This window comes from Bordetella sp. MIP270_01_BMS (genome assembly GCF_054958705.1).
The window spans coordinates 3,190,654-3,208,565 of the sequence record NZ_CM143297.1 but is presented as its reverse complement, the minus strand read 5'-3'; the positions used below and the strand labels follow the sequence as shown (position 1 = coordinate 3,208,565).

16 protein-coding genes and 1 tRNA gene are annotated in these 17,912 nt (G+C 66.1%); 9 read left to right on the top strand and 8 right to left on the bottom strand.

The features are described 5' to 3' along the window. Positions 1–258: 258 nt before the first annotated feature. From ACV17W_RS15030 to ACV17W_RS15020, 3 genes are all read right to left on the bottom strand, one after another. A tRNA-Pro gene (locus ACV17W_RS15030) sits at positions 259–335 on the bottom strand. 103 nt (positions 336–438) lie between these two features. Next, positions 439–1,404 (bottom strand): octaprenyl diphosphate synthase, encoded by a 966-nt coding sequence (gene ispB / locus ACV17W_RS15025; protein ID WP_462593131.1) that lies wholly within the window; start codon positions 1,402–1,404, stop codon positions 439–441. Between the two features lie 129 nt (positions 1,405–1,533). Beyond that, positions 1,534–2,688, bottom strand: a complete 1,155-nt coding sequence (locus tag ACV17W_RS15020; protein WP_462593130.1) for a fumarylacetoacetate hydrolase family protein — start codon at positions 2,686–2,688, stop codon at positions 1,534–1,536. 113 nt (positions 2,689–2,801) lie between these two features. On the opposite strand from ACV17W_RS15020, the gene ACV17W_RS15015 reads away from it, so the two are divergent. From ACV17W_RS15015 to proB, 5 genes are all read left to right on the top strand, one after another. Further along, positions 2,802–3,572 (top strand): IclR family transcriptional regulator, encoded by a 771-nt coding sequence (locus tag ACV17W_RS15015; protein ID WP_462593129.1) that lies wholly within the window; start codon positions 2,802–2,804, stop codon positions 3,570–3,572. Positions 3,573–3,850: 278 nt separating this feature from the next. Next, entirely contained in the window at positions 3,851–4,162 is a 312-nt protein-coding gene (rplU, locus tag ACV17W_RS15010; RefSeq protein ID WP_462593128.1) for a 50S ribosomal protein L21, read from the top strand. Between the two features lie 37 nt (positions 4,163–4,199). Then, entirely contained in the window at positions 4,200–4,460 is a 261-nt protein-coding gene (gene rpmA / locus ACV17W_RS15005) for a 50S ribosomal protein L27 (RefSeq protein WP_462593127.1), read from the top strand. A 70-nt stretch (positions 4,461–4,530) separates the two neighbouring features. After that, the gene (gene obgE / locus ACV17W_RS15000) at positions 4,531–5,655 is read left to right on the top strand and encodes a GTPase ObgE (RefSeq protein ID WP_462593126.1); all 1,125 of its coding nucleotides are present in this window, start codon (positions 4,531–4,533) and stop codon (positions 5,653–5,655) included. 75 nt (positions 5,656–5,730) lie between these two features. Next, a complete protein-coding gene (proB, locus tag ACV17W_RS14995) occupies positions 5,731–6,867 on the top strand; it encodes a glutamate 5-kinase (RefSeq protein WP_462593125.1) in 1,137 nt (378 codons plus the stop codon). A gap of 115 nt (positions 6,868–6,982) precedes the next feature. Here proB and ACV17W_RS14990 read toward each other — a convergent pair whose 3' ends face one another. Beyond that, positions 6,983–7,681: a response regulator transcription factor gene (locus ACV17W_RS14990; RefSeq protein WP_462593124.1), complete on the bottom strand. Its 699-nt coding sequence runs from the start codon at positions 7,679–7,681 to the stop codon at positions 6,983–6,985. 73 nt (positions 7,682–7,754) lie between these two features. On the opposite strand from ACV17W_RS14990, the gene ACV17W_RS14985 reads away from it, so the two are divergent. Then, positions 7,755–8,195: a helix-turn-helix domain-containing protein gene (locus ACV17W_RS14985; protein WP_462593123.1), complete on the top strand. Its 441-nt coding sequence runs from the start codon at positions 7,755–7,757 to the stop codon at positions 8,193–8,195. A gap of 209 nt (positions 8,196–8,404) precedes the next feature. Here ACV17W_RS14985 and ACV17W_RS14980 read toward each other — a convergent pair whose 3' ends face one another. Next, positions 8,405–9,004, bottom strand: coding sequence for a SecDF P1 head subdomain-containing protein (locus tag ACV17W_RS14980; protein ID WP_462593122.1), 600 nt, complete (start codon positions 9,002–9,004; stop codon positions 8,405–8,407). Positions 9,005–9,317: 313 nt separating this feature from the next. Between ACV17W_RS14980 and thiC the strand changes: the two genes are divergently transcribed. Beyond that, positions 9,318–11,231 (top strand): phosphomethylpyrimidine synthase ThiC, encoded by a 1,914-nt coding sequence (thiC, locus tag ACV17W_RS14975; RefSeq protein WP_462593121.1) that lies wholly within the window; start codon positions 9,318–9,320, stop codon positions 11,229–11,231. 56 nt (positions 11,232–11,287) lie between these two features. Here thiC and ACV17W_RS14970 read toward each other — a convergent pair whose 3' ends face one another. From ACV17W_RS14970 to ACV17W_RS14960, 3 genes are all read right to left on the bottom strand, one after another. After that, a complete protein-coding gene (locus tag ACV17W_RS14970) occupies positions 11,288–12,718 on the bottom strand; it encodes an aldehyde dehydrogenase family protein (RefSeq protein WP_462593120.1) in 1,431 nt (476 codons plus the stop codon). Between the two features lie 95 nt (positions 12,719–12,813). Further along, entirely contained in the window at positions 12,814–14,226 is a 1,413-nt protein-coding gene (locus ACV17W_RS14965; RefSeq protein ID WP_462593119.1) for an FAD-binding oxidoreductase, read from the bottom strand. Further along, positions 14,223–14,948, bottom strand: coding sequence for a FadR/GntR family transcriptional regulator (locus ACV17W_RS14960; RefSeq protein ID WP_462593118.1), 726 nt, complete (start codon positions 14,946–14,948; stop codon positions 14,223–14,225). Before ACV17W_RS14960 ends, ACV17W_RS14965 begins: the two co-directional genes overlap by 4 nt. Positions 14,949–15,143: 195 nt before the next feature. Between ACV17W_RS14960 and ACV17W_RS14955 the strand changes: the two genes are divergently transcribed. After that, positions 15,144–15,755 (top strand): glutathione S-transferase family protein, encoded by a 612-nt coding sequence (locus ACV17W_RS14955; protein ID WP_462593117.1) that lies wholly within the window; start codon positions 15,144–15,146, stop codon positions 15,753–15,755. A 60-nt stretch (positions 15,756–15,815) separates the two neighbouring features. Beyond that, a complete protein-coding gene (locus tag ACV17W_RS14950; protein WP_462593116.1) occupies positions 15,816–17,879 on the top strand; it encodes a 2Fe-2S iron-sulfur cluster-binding protein in 2,064 nt (687 codons plus the stop codon). Positions 17,880–17,912 lie beyond the last annotated feature (33 nt).

The following is a 17,912-nucleotide window of genomic DNA, read 5'->3' as shown; positions in this document are numbered from 1 at the left end:
CCGGCGGTTCGAACGTGAGGCCGATCACGCACCGCGCGCGCGTGCCTTCTTGCTGCGCGTGCCGGGCGGGGCGGGGCGAGCCGGCGGCCGCGCGCCAAACGGGCACCGGCGGCGATGCGCCGGTTCCGGCCGGACGCGGCCCGACCGAACTTGGCCAGACCAGGCGCAGCCCGACCCGAAGCGCCCCCGGGAAGCCGAGCAATAAAAAAGCCAGATCAGTGCAAGGACTGATCTGGCTTCGGGATGCGACCAAATTAATGGTCGGGGCGAGAGGATTCGAACCTCCGACTCCTGCGTCCCGAACGCAGTACTCTACCAGGCTGAGCTACGCCCCGATTGACACACGGTTCACCACTACAACCTCAATGCATCGCTGCCGCTGCATTGCCGCCGCAGTAACGGCTCGCTGTAATGGCTGACTGAACCGCAGTTTCTTCTTCAGCGGTCTCGATTCACCGCGAAAGCGCAAAATTCTAACAGGGATTCTTGATAAACGGAAATGGGAAGGTCCGCCAGGGCCGCTCGGGCCGCATCGGCTTCGGCCAGGGCCGCCTGCCGGGCGTGTTCCAGGGCGTCGGTCGCCTGGATGGCCCGGGCGACTGCCTCGAAATCGGCGTCGCCGGTCTTGATGGCAGTGCGGATCATGTCGCGCTGCGCCGGCGTACCGGTTTCCATGACGCGTATCAACGGCAAGGTGGGTTTGCCCTCGCGCAGGTCGTCACCCACGTTCTTGCCCAGGGCATGCGCATCGCCGCTGTAATCGAGCACATCGTCGATCAACTGGAATGCCGTGCCGATGTGGCGGCCGTATGCCGCCGCCGCCGCTTCCTGGTCGGGCGTGGCGCCGGCCAGCACCGCCCCCACCTGCGCGGCCGCTTCGAACAACTTTGCGGTTTTATAGCGCACTACCTGCAGGTAGCGTTCCTGCGATACATCAGGGTCGTGCACGTTGAGCAGCTGCAGTACTTCGCCTTCGGCGATGACGGTAGTGGCCTCGGACAGGATCTGCATGATGCGCATGGATCCCGCTTCGACCATCATTTCGAACGAACGCGAATACAGGTAATCGCCCACCAGCACGCTGGCCGCGTTGCCGAACATGGCGTTCGCCGTGTCGCGGCCGCGGCGCAGATCGGATTCGTCGACCACGTCGTCGTGCAGCAGCGTGGCGGTATGGATGAATTCGACCACGGCGGCCAGCAGACGGTGGTGGTCGCCCTGGTAGCCCAGCGCACGCGCCATCATCAAGACCATGGCGGGCCGCATGCGCTTGCCCCCCGCGCCGATGATGTAGTCGGCAATCGTCCGGATGAGTACGACTTCCGAATCCAGGCGGCCGCGGATAACCGCGTCGACGGCCTTCATGTCATCAGAAATGGGGGCGATCAGCTCAGGGAGATTCAAGACGTATCCGGCACATGACAGGGCGAGCCGACCCGTGGCTCTTTGATTCGCCGGCGCGAGCCTGCCGCGCCGGAACCCGGGGTCTGCCGAATTATACGGGGTTGCGTGGCAGCATTCGCCTGCGCAGGGCTACAACCCGCGCTTGCGCAGATTTGCGTAAAGGGCCCGCACGCCGAATGTCCAGGGTTCGATGGCATTGCACAGGCCCACGCGATTGGCCAACGCGCCCAGGCGGGGGGTGGCGATACGCACCAGATCGCCCTGCCGGTGAGTGAAGCCGCTGCCCTGCCCGTCGCGATCCTGCGTGGGCGAGAACATGGTGCCCAGGAACAGCATGAAGCCGTCCGGATACTGATGATATTCACTGGCCTGGCGCACCAGGTCGAGCGGATCGCGGCTGATTTCGCGCATATGGCTCACGCCATCCAGCACGAACCCGTCTTCGCCCTCGATACGAAGCGACACGTCGTCCTGGCGCAGGTCGTCGATGGTGTAGTGCTCGTCGAACAGGCGCACGAAAGGGCCGATTGCGCATGAGCCATTGTTGTCTTTGGCTTTGGTCAACAGCAAGGCGCTGCGGCCTTCAACGTCGCGCAGGTTGACGTCATTGCCCAGCGCCGCTCCCACGGCTTGCGCGCGGCTGTTCACCGCCAGCACCACCTCGGGTTCGGGGTTGTTCCATTCGGATTCGGGCAACAGGCCTACCCAGGCTCCGGTGCCCACCGACGACATGGGTGGCGCCTTGGAGAAAATCTCGGCATCGGGGCCGATGCCGACTTCCAGGTACTGCGACCACTGGCCCCGTGATTGCAGTTCGGCCTTCAGCGCCATGGCCTGTGGCGAACCGGGTTGCAGTTGGGACAGGTCGGAGCCGATCAGCGTGTGAATGCGCGCGCGAACCTGCTCGGCCTGGCTGGCATCGCCGCCGGCCTGCTCTTCGATCAGCCGTTCCAGCAGGCTCACCGCGAACGTGACGCCGGCCGCCTTGACCGGCTGCAGGTCGCAAGGCGCCAGCAGCACCGGCCCCGCGGTATCGCCCGCCAAAGTGCGCGCCAACAGGTCGGCCACGCTGCCCAGGGCCTCGCCCTGCCCGTCGCGGGCGATGGCGACGCAGTCGGGATGATCCAGCAGGTCGGCAAGGGTTGGCGTGAGCGCGGTCAGGTCGACCACCTGCCCCTGGCGCACCACGACCACGCTGGGGCCGTCCACCGGCGCAGGGCGCCACACGCGGCCCACCAGCAGGGCGCGATCCAGGTCAACGGGCAAATCGTTCGTGGAATTCATGGCGAGTCTCCGGTGGTCGGGGACGAACGCCCCGCAGTCGGCAGCAGTCTAGAAAGCCTGCACGGCACTGTCCAATATAATGCCCTGACATCCAACATATTGGACAGCATCGCATGGCTGACTCCGACTATGACGTGCCGGCCATACGCCGCACTCATGAAATCCTGCGCCTGCTGGCGGCGCAGCGGGCTCCGCTGCGCGCGGCCGACCTCGCGCGGGCGACCGCCATGCCGCGCAGTTCGCTCTATTTGCTGCTGGATACGCTGGTGCGGCGGCGCTGGGTCGACCGCGCCGGCGATGGCTACGTCATCGGGCTGGAGCTGATGGCGCTGGGCGCGGCATATCTCCGCCATGACAGCCTGCAGGCGGCTTTCCGGGCGGCCGCCAGTGAATTCGTCGACCGCCACAACGAGGTCATGCAGCTGGCGGTGCTCGACGGCGTCGAGGTGGTCTACCTGGCGCGCGAAGATGCCCGCCGACCGGTGCGGCTGGTGTCCGAACTCGGGTCGCGTCTTCCCGCGCACGCCTGCGCGCTGGGCAAGGCGCTGCTGGCGAGCCTGCCGGATGCCAGACTGGCCGACCTGCTGCCATCCGCGTTGACGCCGCTGAGCGAACGCACGCGCACCGATCGCGCCGAGCTGCTGGCCGAACTGGCCCAGGTCAGGAACGAAGGCCTCGCCCAGGAACACGAAGAAGTGGCGCAGGGGCTGCACTGCTACGCCGCCTATATAGGGGAAACGGCGCTGGGCAAGCGCGTGGCCGTCAGCACCTCGATACCGGGCGACCGCCTGGACGCCTCGCACGCCCAGGCGGTGGCGCAGGGCGTGCAGCGCGCCGCCCGGGCCATTGCGTCACGGGTGGCTCTGGCCCCCGATTCCCGCTAAGCGCCCGGCCCGTAAGCTATTTTTGACTTTTCCACAAGTGCGCGCTAGAATCTTTGGTTCGGTCGATACCGAAATAGGCTTTGCGTCGCGCACTCGTGTGCACGCAACCCTGCAGAGCACGGCGCGTCGCGCCTGATACAGCCCGGCAGCACTGCCGAATTGTATTGCCTGCGGGGCCATGCCGATGCAGTAACCGCCCGGGCGTTGCGCCCGGCGCTGATTCAGGACTCACGTCCAAGCAGTAATACCCATAGCGGTAAAACCTAAGGAACTATCCCATGTACGCGGTCGTAAAAACCGGTGGCAAGCAGTATCGCGTTGCCGCTGGCGAAAAACTCAAGGTAGAACAGATACCTGCTGACATTGGGCAAGAAATCACCCTGGACCAGGTCCTGTCGGTGGGCGAAGGCGACCAACTGAAAGTTGGCACTCCTCTCGTCGCTGGCGCCGTGGTCAAGGCAACGGTTCTTGCGCATGGCCGGCACGACAAGATCAAGATCTTCAAGATGCGTCGGCGCAAGCACTACCAGAAGCATCAGGGCCACCGTCAGAACTACACCGAGATCCGCATCGAAGCCATTACGGCTTGATGACCTGATCCGGTATTGATTAGCAGGAGCTATCAACATGGCACAGAAAAAGGGCGGCGGCTCTACGCGTAACGGTCGCGACTCAGAATCGAAGCGACTGGGCGTCAAGGTTTTTGGCGGCCAACAAATCCCGGCTGGCTCGATCATCGTGCGCCAGCGCGGCACCCGTTTCCACCCCGGCACCAACGTCGGCATCGGCAAGGATCACACCTTGTTCGCGCTGGTCGACGGCAAGGTTCAATTCGGCTTCAAGGGCGCATTGAACAAGCACGTCGTGTCGGTGGTTGCCGCCGAGTAACGGTTTACCGTTAACCGTACGGCAAAAGCCCTGTCGCATGCGGCAGGGCTTTTTTGCTTCAGGATCACATATGAAATTCGTAGACGAAGCCACCATCGAAGTCATCGCCGGTAAAGGCGGGAATGGCGTGGCGAGCTTTCGCCGCGAAAAATTCATCCCGAAGGGCGGTCCCGACGGCGGCGATGGCGGACGCGGCGGCAGCATTTTTGCCGTGGCCGATCGCAACATCAACACGCTGATCGACTTCCGCTACGCGCGCCTGCATCGGGCCAAGAACGGCGAAAACGGCCGCGGCTCCGACCAGTACGGTGCCGCCGCGCCCGACATCACGCTGCGCGTGCCCGTGGGCACCATGGTTCACGATGCCGATACTGGCGAACTGCTGTTCGACCTGAGCCGCCATGGCCAGAAGGTGACCCTGGCCGCCGGCGGCCAGGGCGGCATGGGCAACCTGCACTTCAAGTCCAGCGTCAACCGCGCCCCGCGCCAGTGGACCCCCGGCAAGGAAGGCGAACAGCGGCGGTTGCGGTTTGAACTGAAGGTGCTGGCCGACGTGGGCCTGCTGGGCATGCCCAATGCCGGCAAGTCCACCCTCATCAGCCGCATATCGAACGCGCGCCCCAAGGTGGCCGATTACCCGTTCACCACGCTGCATCCCAATCTGGGCGTGGTGCGCACCTCGCCTTCGCGCAGCTTCGTAGTGGCGGACATTCCCGGCCTGATCGAAGGCGCCTCTGAAGGCGCCGGGCTGGGGCATCTGTTCCTGCGGCACCTGGCGCGCACCCGCGTGCTGCTGCACATGGTCGACGTCTCATCGGCAGACCCCGACACCGATCCCGTCGAACAGGCGGTTGCCGATGCTCGCGCCATCGTCGAAGAACTGCGGCGCTACGACCCCGAGCTCGCCGCCAAGCCGCGCTGGCTGGTGCTGAACAAGCTCGACATGGTGCCGGACGCCGACGACGCGCGGCAGCGCTTCATTGAACTGTTCGACTGGCAAGGCCCCGCGTTCGGCATATCGGGGTTGAACGGCGAAGGCACGCAGGAACTGATCTGGGCCCTGCAGGACTACCTGGATGCCGAGCAGCGCAAAGAACATCTGGCGCAAGATGTGGCCGACGGCACCCACGTGGCCGAAGACCCGCGCTTCGATGATACGCGCAGCGATGCGGCACCGCGTGGCGGCGACGAATAAGCCATAATCGCACTCTCGTCTGCCGCCGCTTGCCAGTCTGGCGGCCCCCGATCACCGCAACACCCGGTCATTGCCATGACTGCCCACTCTACCGCTGTTTCTGTCGTCGCCTCTGCCACCCGACTGGTGGCGAAGGTCGGCTCGTCTCTGGTTACCAACGAAGGGCGCGGCCTGGATCGCGCCGCCGTGGCCCACTGGGCGGCCCAGATCGCCGCGCTGCGCCAACAAGGCAAGCAGGTGGTGCTGGTGTCCAGCGGCGCCATCGCCGAAGGCATGGCGCGCCTGGGCTGGCACAAGCGCCCGTCGGTCATGCACGAACTTCAGGCGGCCGCGGCGGTGGGCCAGATGGGGCTGTGTCAGGCCTATGAGGCCGCGTTCGCCGAGCACGGCCTGCGCACGGCGCAGATTCTGCTGACACACGAAGACCTTGCCGACCGCCACCGCTACCTGAACGCCCGCAGCACGATCTTCGCGCTGCTGCGGCTGGGCGTGGTGCCTATCGTCAATGAAAACGACACCGTGGTCACCGACGAGATTCGCCTGGGCGACAACGATACCCTCGGCGCCCTGGTGACCAACCTGATAGAGGCCGACGCCCTGGTCATCCTGACCGACCAGCGCGGCCTGTACGATTCCGACCCACGCAAGAACCCCGCGGCCGTGTTCGTGGCGCACGCCCAGGCAGGCGACCCGGCGCTGGAAGCCATGGCGGGCGGCGCGGGCACGGGCATCGGCACAGGCGGCATGCTGACCAAGATCCTGGCGGCCAAACGGGCCGCGCACAGCGGCGCGCATACGGTCATTGCATCGGGCCGCGAACGCAACGTATTGACGCGCCTGGCCCAGGGCGAATGCATCGGCACGGAACTGCAGGCAGTGCTGCCCGTATGGTCTGCTCGCAAGCAATGGCTGGCCGACCACCTTCGCCTGCGCGGCCGGGTGGTGCTCGACGACGGGGCTGTGCGTGCCCTGCTGCATGAAGGCAAGAGCCTGCTGCCCATAGGCGTCGTGGACGTCCAGGGCGAGTTCGGGCGCGGCGATGTCGTGGCCTGCGTCGACGCGCAGGGCAATGAATGCGCGCGCGGCCTGATCAATTACTCGGCCGCCGATACGCGGCGCATCCTGCGCCAACCCTCGTCGCAAATCGCACACATACTGGGCAGCATGACCGACCCCGAACTGATGCACCGCGACAATCTGGTCGTGGTGTAGGCTCGCCCGGGCCTACGCAGCCGGGCGCCGATCCGGGCTGGCGTGCCGGCACGTGCGGCACCACTGGGCCAGGAACTGCGAGCAGATGGCCGGCGTCCGTGGCAGCCGCCGCTGGTCAGGCGTCGGAGGGGGCGCCATCGATCAGCAGGATGTAGCCCCACTGCCTTACTGCCAACAGGGGCAGTTGCACACCCTGGCGCTGCGCCTTGGCGCGCAGGCGCGACACCAGGACATCCACGCTGCGGGCCGATTGCCGGGCGCCGGCAAGCGCGGCCGGAACCAGTTGTTCGCGCGACAGCCGATGGCCCGGCGCCTGCAGCAGACGCAGAAAGAAGGCACTTTCAGAAAAGGTGAGAGGCAGGCGTTCGCCCTGCGGCCCGGCCAGCACCCGGCCGCCGTCCACCAGTTGCCAGGCCGGCTGGGCCTGCCCCGACGACATGGGGGGGCATTGCCGCATGCGCGCCAGCGACCGTCCCAGGCCCGCCAGTTCGCGCACGTCGATGTGCAGGGGGCAGGTGGCGTCGGCACCGGCGTCCAGCGCCCGGATGCGCGATTCGAGTTCGACGTCGGCGGCCAGGACGATCAGGGCGGCGCCAGCCGCAGCCTTGCGGGCGGCACGTGTCAGCGTCGAGAGGGCGTCGGCCGGGCCTTCGAGCACCAGCACGTCGGGCGCGCGCGCCGCAGCCAATTCGCCGAGCTGCCCGGGCGAACAGTCGCGCACCAGCCAGCCTTTGCCTGCCAGAGCGCGGGAAAGCTGTGGACGTCGGGCGGTGCTTCCGCCTTGAATGACGATGGCTTCGATCGTGTCTTGCATGGCGCGCCTCAAATATCACCAAAGTGATAATGGTGATCGCCAAAGTGATGCACGCCCACGGTTCAATCGGCCGGTGAAGACATTTTCGGACCGACTGAAGCACGCCCGAACGCTGCGCCAGCATACCCAGGAAACGCTGGCGCGGGCCTGCGGCCTGTCTCAAAGCACTATTGCCAGTTATGAGAGCGGCGAACGCCGTTCCAGCCGATCGTTTCGCAAGATAGCCAGTGTGCTGCGCGTCGAGCTCGATTGGCTGGAGACGGGCAAAGGGCCGATGGACAGGCGCGACGTTTATGACGTACCGGACACGCGAGGCGCCAGCACGCTGATGGAAGGCGAGGCGCGCGCAGACCGGCGCCCTCCCGCGTCCTGGCCATTTCCCAGCGTGACGCCATCGCAGATCCATGCCCTGCCCGCCAACGATCGCCGGGAACTCGACAAGTGGCTGCGCATGATGGTGGACAGCTACCTGCGTACTTACACCGACGGCAAGTCGCGCAAGCGCCGCGGCTGACAGGTCGCCGGGCCGCCGGCGCGCGCTCTCGCAAGCGGACGGCACGGCCGGCCTGCGTGCTCGGTGTAGCGACGCTCGCGTTTTGGCGCCGGGCCGGGGCGCTGCCCGGGCGCAGCCGGCGCGATGGCGCGGGCGGTCTGGTCGGGCCGGATTGGGCCCACGAGGCGTGCGGTGCCAGGCTCCTGTGCCGGAGCCTGGGGTGCCTGCCCTTAAGGGGCCCGGGAGGCCGGGGCGGCCGGCGACGCCGGGGAAGGAGGAACCGCGCCCGCGCCGTTGGCCGGAGCAGGTTGATCGCCACGGATCTTGGCAGCGATTTCAGAAGCGACCTGGGCCGACGACACGCTGAAAGCCAGCACGCCGCGGTTCAGGGGTTCGGCGATGCGAGGGGCGGCCACCAGCTCGCGGTCGATGACCAGGGCGAGCATGTTGCCGATATTCTGGCCGCTGACGTCGTTGAGTTTGCGCGCGCCTTCTTCCGTGAAACGCAGTCCCACGAAGTTCTGGCCTTCGCGGTCGACCAGGGCGGCTGCCTCGGTGAGGTCGCCACGGGTAAGCACCGGCTGCCGCTGCATGAACAGCGAACCATCGGGAACCTTCACTTCCATCAGGCCGGGCCCGGTCTGGGCCTGCGCCACGTAGAACTCAATCACCGACGCCGTGGCCTGCTGCCCGGCCTGCGGCTGTTGCTGCTGTTGCTGCTGCTGGGCCGCGGCAGCGCTGGAGTCTTTCTGCTGCGCGGTTTGGCAACCCGCGAGCACGAGCGTCATGACTGCAAGAGCCGGAGCCAGTTTACGTACGGAGGTTTGCATAGGAATTCCTTCTTCAATGACTGGGGGCTGGCGTGCCAGGCGTCGTGCTTCCCGGCGTTACAAAAAAGTGTACAGGTCTGCGGCGCTATCCGGTAGCCCCAAGCGTGTACAGATGTAAAGCGGTAATACGGCCTATACTCCGGGTTCACGCAGGGGTACTCGCGGGCCCTCCGGGCCAGCGTGTTGAGAGAGTCCCTTCGTACCAGTACGGATAATGCCGATGCTGGGAGCGTATTCCGTGTCTGTAGCGCCTCGGCCGACCAGGCCCGGAATCCATCCCGATTCGGCTCCAAACTCATCATTGGAGCTTTCCATGAACGCCAATCCGAAGTTCCTGGCAGCCACGGCCGAAGTCGATGCCGCCGCCGTCGCGCCGCTGCCCAAGTCCCGCAAAGTGTATGAAACCGGCTCCCGGCCGGATCTGCGCGTGCCATTTCGCGAAATTTCGCAGGACGACACGCCCACCATGTTCGGCGGCGAGAAGAATCCGCCCCTGACCGTGTACGACACGAGCGGCCCCTACACCGACCCGGACGTGCGCATCGACATACGGCGTGGGCTGCCCGCGCTGCGCAAGGCCTGGATCGAAGAACGCGGCGACACCGAAGTACTGGACGGCCCGACCAGCGAATACGGCCGCTCGCGCCTGACCGACCCGAAACTGACGGCCATGCGCTTTGACCTCCAACGGCCGCCGCGCCGCGCGAAGGCGGGCGCCAACGTCTCGCAGATGCACTACGCGCGCCGCGGCATCGTCACGCCGGAAATGGAATTCGTGGCCATACGCGAGAACCTGCGCCGCGAACATTACATAGAAACCCTGCGCGCAAGCGGACCCGACGGCGAGAAGCTGGCCCGGCGCCTGCTGCGCCAGCATCCCGGACAATCTTTTGGAGCCGCCATACCCGCCGTCATCACGCCCGAATTCGTGCGTGACGAAGTGGCCCGCGGACGCGCCATCATTCCGGCCAACATCAATCACCCCGAAGTGGAACCGATGGCCATAGGCCGCAACTTCCTGGTGAAGATCAACGCCAACATCGGCAACTCGGCGGTCAGCTCGGGCATCGGCGAAGAGGTCGAGAAAATGACCTGGGCCATACGCTGGGGCGGAGACACAGTCATGGACCTGTCTACCGGCAAGCACATCCATGAGACCCGTGAATGGATCGTGCGCAATTCCCCGGTGCCTATCGGCACGGTGCCGATCTACCAGGCGCTGGAAAAAGTCGACGGCAAGGCGGAAGAACTGACCTGGGAGATATTCCGCGACACGCTGATCGAGCAAGCCGAGCAGGGCGTGGACTACTTCACCATTCACGCGGGCGTGCGGCTGCCCTTCATTCCCATGACCGCCGACCGCATGACCGGCATTGTGTCGCGCGGCGGTTCTATCATGGCCAAATGGTGCCTGGCGCACCACAAAGAGAGCTTCCTGTACGAGCGCTTCGAAGAAATCTGCGAGATCATGAAGGCATACGACGTGAGCTTCTCGCTGGGCGACGGCTTGCGTCCGGGGTCGGGATACGACGCCAACGACGAAGCGCAGTTCGCCGAGCTGAAGACGCTGGGCGAGCTCACGCAGGTGGCCTGGAAGCACGACGTGCAGGTCATGATCGAAGGCCCGGGCCACGTGCCCATGCACATGATCAAAGAAAACATGGACCTGCAGCTGGAACACTGCCACGAGGCGCCGTTCTACACGCTGGGCCCGCTGACCACGGATATCGCACCCGGCTACGACCACATCACGTCGGGTATCGGCGCTGCGCTGATCGGCTGGTACGGCACCGCCATGCTCTGTTATGTGACCCCCAAAGAGCACCTGGGGCTGCCTAACAAGAAAGACGTGAAAGACGGCATCATCACGTACAAGATCGCTGCGCACGCCGCCGACCTGGCGAAGGGCCACCCTGGCGCGGCCATACGCGACAACGCGCTGTCGAAGGCGCGCTTCGAGTTCCGTTGGGATGACCAGTTCAACCTCGGGCTGGACCCGGACACCGCCAAGGAGTTCCACGACGAGACGCTGCCCAAGGACTCGATGAAGGTGGCGCACTTCTGCTCGATGTGCGGCCCGCACTTCTGCAGCATGAAGATCACGCAGGACGTGCGCGACTACGCCGCCGCGCAAGGCGTGGCCGAACAGGAAGCCTTGCAGAAGGGCATGCAGGAGAAGGCCGTGGAATTCGTGAAGAAGGGCGCGGAGATCTACCACCAGACCTGAACGGCGAGGCGCCAGCAGCGCCGGATCGGGGCGGCCACGCCGGCCGCCCCGCCCCCTTACGCCGCGGTGTAGGCCGTCTTGACCGTGGTGTAGAACTCAGCCGCGTAACGACCCTGTTCGCGCGGCCCGTAGCTGGACCCTTTGCGGCCGCCGAACGGCACGTGGTAGTCGACACCCGCCGTGGGGCAGTTGACCATCACCATGCCCGCCTGCGAATCACGCTTGAACTGCGTGGCGAATTTCAATGAGGTGGTGCAGATGCCCGCCGACAGGCCGAACTCGGTATCGTTGGCGAGTTCCAGCGCATGCTCGAACGAGTCGGCCGGAATGACGGCGGCCACCGGTCCGAAGATCTCTTCGCGGCTGATGCGCAGGTCATTGCTGCAGTCGACAAACAAGGCCGGCGTCATGTAGAAGCCATCGGTGGCGCGCTTGACGCGTTCGCCGCCGTACGCGAGCTTTGCGCCTTCATCACGGCCGATCTGCACGTACTCCTGGTTCTGCGCCAGCTGGCTTTCATCGACGACGGGTCCGATGTCGGTGCCGGGCAGCAGCGCGTCGTCGATCTTCAGGCCCTGCAGGCGCTCTTGTACGGCCGCGACAAAGCGCGGGTAGATGCCTTTCTGCACGATCAGGCGGCTGGACGCCGTGCAACGCTGTCCGGTGGAAAAGAACGCGCCGTTCACGCAGCTTTCGACCGCCACTTTCAGATCGGCGTCGTCAAGCACCACCATGGGATTCTTGCCGCCCATTTCCAGCTGCACTTTGGCCATGCGGGTGATGGCGGCCTGGGCAACGCGACGGCCGGTCGCCACAGATCCGGTGAAGCTGATCGCGTCGACGCGCTTGTCTTCGAGAATGGCCTGGCCCACCACGCCGCCGCGCCCCATGACCAGATTGAACACACCCGGCGGCAGGCCTGCGCGGCTGAGGATCTCGGCCAGGGCCCAGGCACTGCCGGGCACCAGGTCGGCGGGCTTGAACACGACGGTGTTGCCGTATGCCAGGGCCGGCGCGATCTTCCAGGCGGGAATAGCGATGGGGAAGTTCCACGGCGCAATGATGCCGACCACCCCGACGGGTTCGCGGGTGACATCGGCCTCGATGCCCGGACGTGTCATGGGCAGCTTTTCGCCCTGGATGCGCAGGGCCTCGCCCGCGAAGAACTTGAAAATGTAGCCGGCGCGGGAGGCCTCGCCGATGCCTTCCGGCAAGGTCTTGCCTTCTTCGCGCGACAGCAAGCGGCCCAGCTCTTCCTTGCGGGCCAGGATCTCGTTGCCCACGGCGTCGAGAATGTCGGCGCGGCGCTGGCCGGTGGTGCGGGCCCAGTCGTAGGCGGCGGCATGCGCCGCAGCGATGGCCTGTGCCGTCTGCGCGGCGTCAGCCTGCGCATATTCGCCCACCACGTCGGCCAGGTTGGACGGGTTGATATTGTTGCGGATGCCGACGCCTTCTACCCAGGCGCCGTTGATGAAGTTCGCATGCATAGTCTTTTCCTTGAGGTCAATGAATGGGATCGTCCGCACACTGCCGCCGCGTCCCTCGCCAAGGCAGGGGCTGGCCGCGGCCGGCCGGCGTGCGCCTACAGCAACTTGCCCGGGTTGAGAATGCCCGCCGGGTCGAGCACGCGCTTGATTTCGCGCATCAGGCGCAGTTCGAGCGGATTCTTGCTATGCAGGAAATGATCGCGCTTGAGCTGCCCGATGCCATGCTCGGCGCTGATACTGCCGCCATAGCGATTGACTTCATCCAGCACGATATCGGTGATGGCCTCGCCATTCTGCGCGGCCCATTCACGCGGCGCGCCGGCCGGACGCGACAGGTTGTAGTGCAGGTTGCCGTCACCGAAATGGCCGAAGATAAAAGGCCGGACGTCGCCATGCGACACGCGCAGGCGCGCTTCGGCGGTTTCCATGAATTCGGGAATGCGCTCGATAGGCAGGGAAATATCGTGCTTCAGGTGAGGGCCGTCGGCCCGCTGCGCCTCGGAAATTTCTTCGCGCAGTTTCCACATCGCCTGCAGCTGCGCCAGTGAAGCCGACACGGCGGCATCGAGGCAGAGTTCGCGCTCGAGCGCGTCACCCACCACATTTTCGAGCAGCGCGTTCAGCGCGGCTTCGTCGGCCGTATCGGCCAATTCCATCAGGACATAGCCGGGGTAGCGCTGGGAGAACGGCTCCTGCACCCCCTGGGCATGTGCCAGCACCAGATCCAGGCACTGGCCGGTGAAGAATTCGTAGGCCTGCAGCCGCGGCCCGCACTGCTCGTAAACCAGCTGGAACAACTGCAGCGCCTGTGCCGGCGACTGCACCGCGGCCAGCACGACCGAGCGCACGCCTGTACGCGGAAACAGCCGCAATGCCACGGCCGTGATCACCCCCAGCGTGCCTTCGGCACCGATCAGCAGCTGCTTCAGGTCATAGCCGGTGTTGTCTTTGCGCAGCGTGCGCAGGCCATTGAAGATCTCGCCGTTGGGCAATACGGCTTCGATGCCCAGCACCAGTTCGCGCGTCATGCCATACCGCACGACATTGACGCCCCCGGCGTTGGTGGATACGTTGCCGCCGATCTGGCACGAGTCTTCGGCCGCGAGGCTGAGGGGCAGCAGCCGCCCCGCCTCGTCGGCCGCGCGCCGAAGGTTGCCCAGGATGCATCCCGCTTCGGCGACCATGGTGTTGGCAATGGTGTCGACTGAGCGCACCACGTTCATGCGGTCCAGCGACAGCACCACGTTCGCGGGCGTCTGATCGGGCGTGGCGCCGCCGCACATGCCCGTATTGCCGCCACGCGGCACCACGGGTACGCCGGCTTTCTGGCACAGGGCCAGGCATTGCGCGACTTCTTCGGTCGTGCGAGGGCGCACCACCGCCTGTGCACGCCCCTGGTACAGGCCCCGCCAGTCGGTCAGCCAGGGCGCGATGTCGTCGGGGGCGGTAAGCACAGTATCGGTGCCCAGCGCCTGCACCAGGCGCTGCGGGAAATCAATGGAAGTCATGGCATGGACCGGGAATGGATTGAGGAAAAATCAAGCCGCATGCGCGCCGCGGCGCGCCGTAAATGCAGCACGGCGGCCGCGCGCGCCCGTTCGGCGTCGCGCGCGGCAATGGCTTCGTAGACCGCGACGTGCTCCTGGTGCACGGCATCGACCATGTCCGCCTGATGCTGCTGCGTGTGCTCCCGCGCGATGCGCACGGCTGCGCGCAACTGCAGGTTCAGGTATTGCAGCAACTGTTGGTAGTAACTGTTGTGAGTGGCCACGGCCACGGCGGCATGAAAGCCTATGTCGGACTCGACGCCTTGTTCGTCGGCGTGGCTGGCGGGGTTTGCCAGGGTGGCAAGGCATGCGGCCATCTTGGCCAGGTCGGCGTCGCTGCGCCTCACGGCGGCCAGGGACGCCGCCCCGCCTTCGAGCTCCATGCGCAGTTCATAGACGCTGGCCAGCTGCACGCGATCGAGCGCCGTGCAGCCAGGCACCTGAAAGCCCCCGCTGGCAGTGCGCGAGACCACGGTGCAGCCCGCACCCTGCCGGCTTTCCACCAAGCCCTGGGCGCGCAGGCGTTCGGTGACTTCACGGATGACCGCCGCGCTCACCCCGTAAAGCTGCGCCAGCGCCCGGCCGGCGGGCAGCTTGGTGCCTACCGGATAAACACCGGCGGCAATGTCGGACGCCAGCTTGCCGGCGACCTGTTCGGTGAGCGTGTATGACTTGGTCAGCATCAGACGATTGTAAGTGTTTTCAGGTTATCTGAACACTTTTCAGCCAGGGCGCCGAGGGGCCGGAGCTAAAGCGGCCCATTATTTCAACTTCTGCAATGATGAAGTGCAGAATCACGGGATTCTCGACTGGTCGGTACTTACCTAAGCTTCATCCATGGACGGCAACCGGCCGCCCGCCCCACCAGGAGATTACCGATGAAGCTCTATCACCATCCGCTATCCGGCCATGCCCACCGCGCCCGCCTGTTATTGGGGCTGCTGGAATTACCGCACGAACTCGTCGAAGTCGACGTGGCGGCCGGCGCACACCGCGCCCCCGAGTTCCTGGCGCTGAACCCGTTCGGACAAATACCGGTGCTGGACGACGACGGCGTGATCGTGGCCGACTCCACTGCCATTCTCGTTTACCTGGCGAAAAAGGCGGGCCGCACCGACTGGCTGCCGGACGACGCCGCCGGAGCGGCCGCGGTGCAGCGCTGGCTGTCGGTGGCGGCCGGGGAAGTCGCCTACGGCCCGGCAGCCGCGCGCATGGTGACGCTGTTCGGCGCCCAATACAACCTGGAAGAAGTCATTGCACGCGCGCACGTCATCCTGGCGCGGCTGCAGGACCATCTGTCGGCGCGCGACTGGCTGGCCGGCCCGCGCCCGACGATTGCCGATGTGGCGATCTACAGCTACGTGGCGCGAGCGCCCGAAGGCAATGTCGACCTGACGGACTACCCCGCCGTCAACGATTTCCTGCGCAGGGTCGAGGCACTGCCCGGCTTTGTGCCCTTTGCCCGCAGCCCCGTCGGCCTGGCCGCCTGAGCGTCCTGGCGCGCCAGCCCGCTCGCTGGCGCTTCGCACCGCCCCGACATGGATATACACATGGACCAGACGCTTCCGAAACTGCCCACCTGGCACGAAGGAGAAATTCTCATCCAGGAGAAGGTGGGCGTCGTTGAACACATGCGTGAACTGGGCCAGCGGGTGGTGCGCGACTACATGCCCGACCAGCACCGCGATTTCTATGCCCAGTTGCCGTTTGTCGTGGCGGGCTCGGTAGATTCGGATGGCGATGCGTGGGCAACGCTGCTGGCCGGCCGGCCCGGTTTCATGACCTCGCCCACGCCGACTCTCCTGGACATCGCGGCCAGCGTCGATCCGGGGGACCCCGCGGGCGCCGGCCTGCACGACGGCGCGCCGGTCGGGCTGCTCGGCATTGAGATGCACACGCGGCGCCGCAACCGCATGAACGGCGTGCTGTCGCGGCAGGGGAACGCGTTGCGCGTGATGGTGGATCAGAGCTTCGGCAACTGCCCGCGCTATATCCAGCTGCGCGACGCCGAGTTCGTGCGCGACCCCGCCGAACCGTGGACGGCGCCGCAACATCAGCTGGAAGGCGTCGATGCATCGGCACGCGCCATGATTGAATCGGCCGATGCATTCTTTGTTGCCTCGTATGCCGACCGCGAGGAACATCGCCAGGTCGACGTGTCGCACCGGGGCGGCAAGGCCGGCTTCGTGCGTGTCGGCGCCGACGGCTTGCTCACCATTCCCGACTTTGACGGCAACCTGTTCTTCAACACCTTGGGCAATATTCTGCTGAACGGCAGGGCCGGCCTGATATTCGTGGACTACGCAAGCGGCGACGTGCTGCAGATGACGGGCGATGCCCAGGTCATCCTGGATTCGCCCGAGATCGGCGCATTCGAGGGCGCGCAACGCCTGTGGACATTTCGCGCGAGGCGCGTGCTGCGGCGCACCGGCGCCCTGCCCCTGCGCTGGACGTTCAGGGACGACGGATGGTCGCCCCATGCATTGATGACAGGCGATTGGAGCCAGGCCGCTGACCGCCTGGGAGCGAGCCGGCTCGCCACTCAGTGGCGTCCCTATACCGTCACGCGGATCGACGATGAAAGCGCGACGATAAGGTCGTTCTACCTGATGCCGGCCGATGGCGGCCGCCCTCCGGCGCATCAGGCCGGCCAGCACCTGCCCATACGGCTGACGCTGCCCGGGGCGGACAAGCCCGCCGTGCGGACCTACACCTTGTCCACCGCTCCGTCCGACGGGATCTATCGCATCAGCGTCAAGCGCCAGGGCGCGATGTCGCGGCACCTGCACGATCACGTCCGGGTTGGCGACACGATCGAAGCCCGCGCACCGGCCGGCCTGTTCACGATAGATGCCGCGCAGCCCGGTCCAGCGGTATTGCTGGCGGGCGGCGTGGGCATCACCCCACTGCTGGCGATGCTCAGGCACCTGGTGGACGAAGGCATGCGCACGCAGCGCATGCGGCCCGCCATTCTGTTCCAGGCGTCCCGCACTCTGGCAGACCGCGCGTTCGACGGCGAGCTGGCTGAACTGGTCGCCCGAGCCCGGGGCGCCGTGCGCTGGGTGCGTGTACTGGGCGACGCGACCGGCGCGCAGGCAGGCCGCGACTATGACGTCGCGGGCCGCATCGACATGGCGGTGCTCAAGCAGGAGCTGGCGTTCGATGACTACGACTTCTATCTTTGCGGGCCCGCGCCATTCGCCCAGGGCCTTTATGACGGGCTCAGGAGCTATGGGATCGCCGATACCCGCATCCATGCCGAGGCCTTCGGTCCCGCCTCGCTCTCGCGCGACTCGCGGGCCGATGCCGCGCCTGCCGCGCCCGTCCCGTCACCCGTACCCGTGCCCGTGATCTTCGCGAACTCGGGCAAGGAGGCCCGCTGGACGCCGGGCGGCGGCTCATTGCTTGAACTGGCGGAATCCCGCGGCCTGGAGCCGGAGTTCAGCTGCAGGGCGGGCTCCTGCGGCACCTGCCGGACGCGCCTTTTGAAGGGGTCGGTCACGTATGCGCAGACGCCCACCGCCGCCGTGGCCGACGACGAAGTGCTGATCTGCTGCGCCGTACCCGCCCAGCAGGCCGGCGATGGCCAGGGCAGCGTCCAGCTCGCTCTCTGACGGGGCGGACAGCGGCGGCCCGGCCCCTTGCCC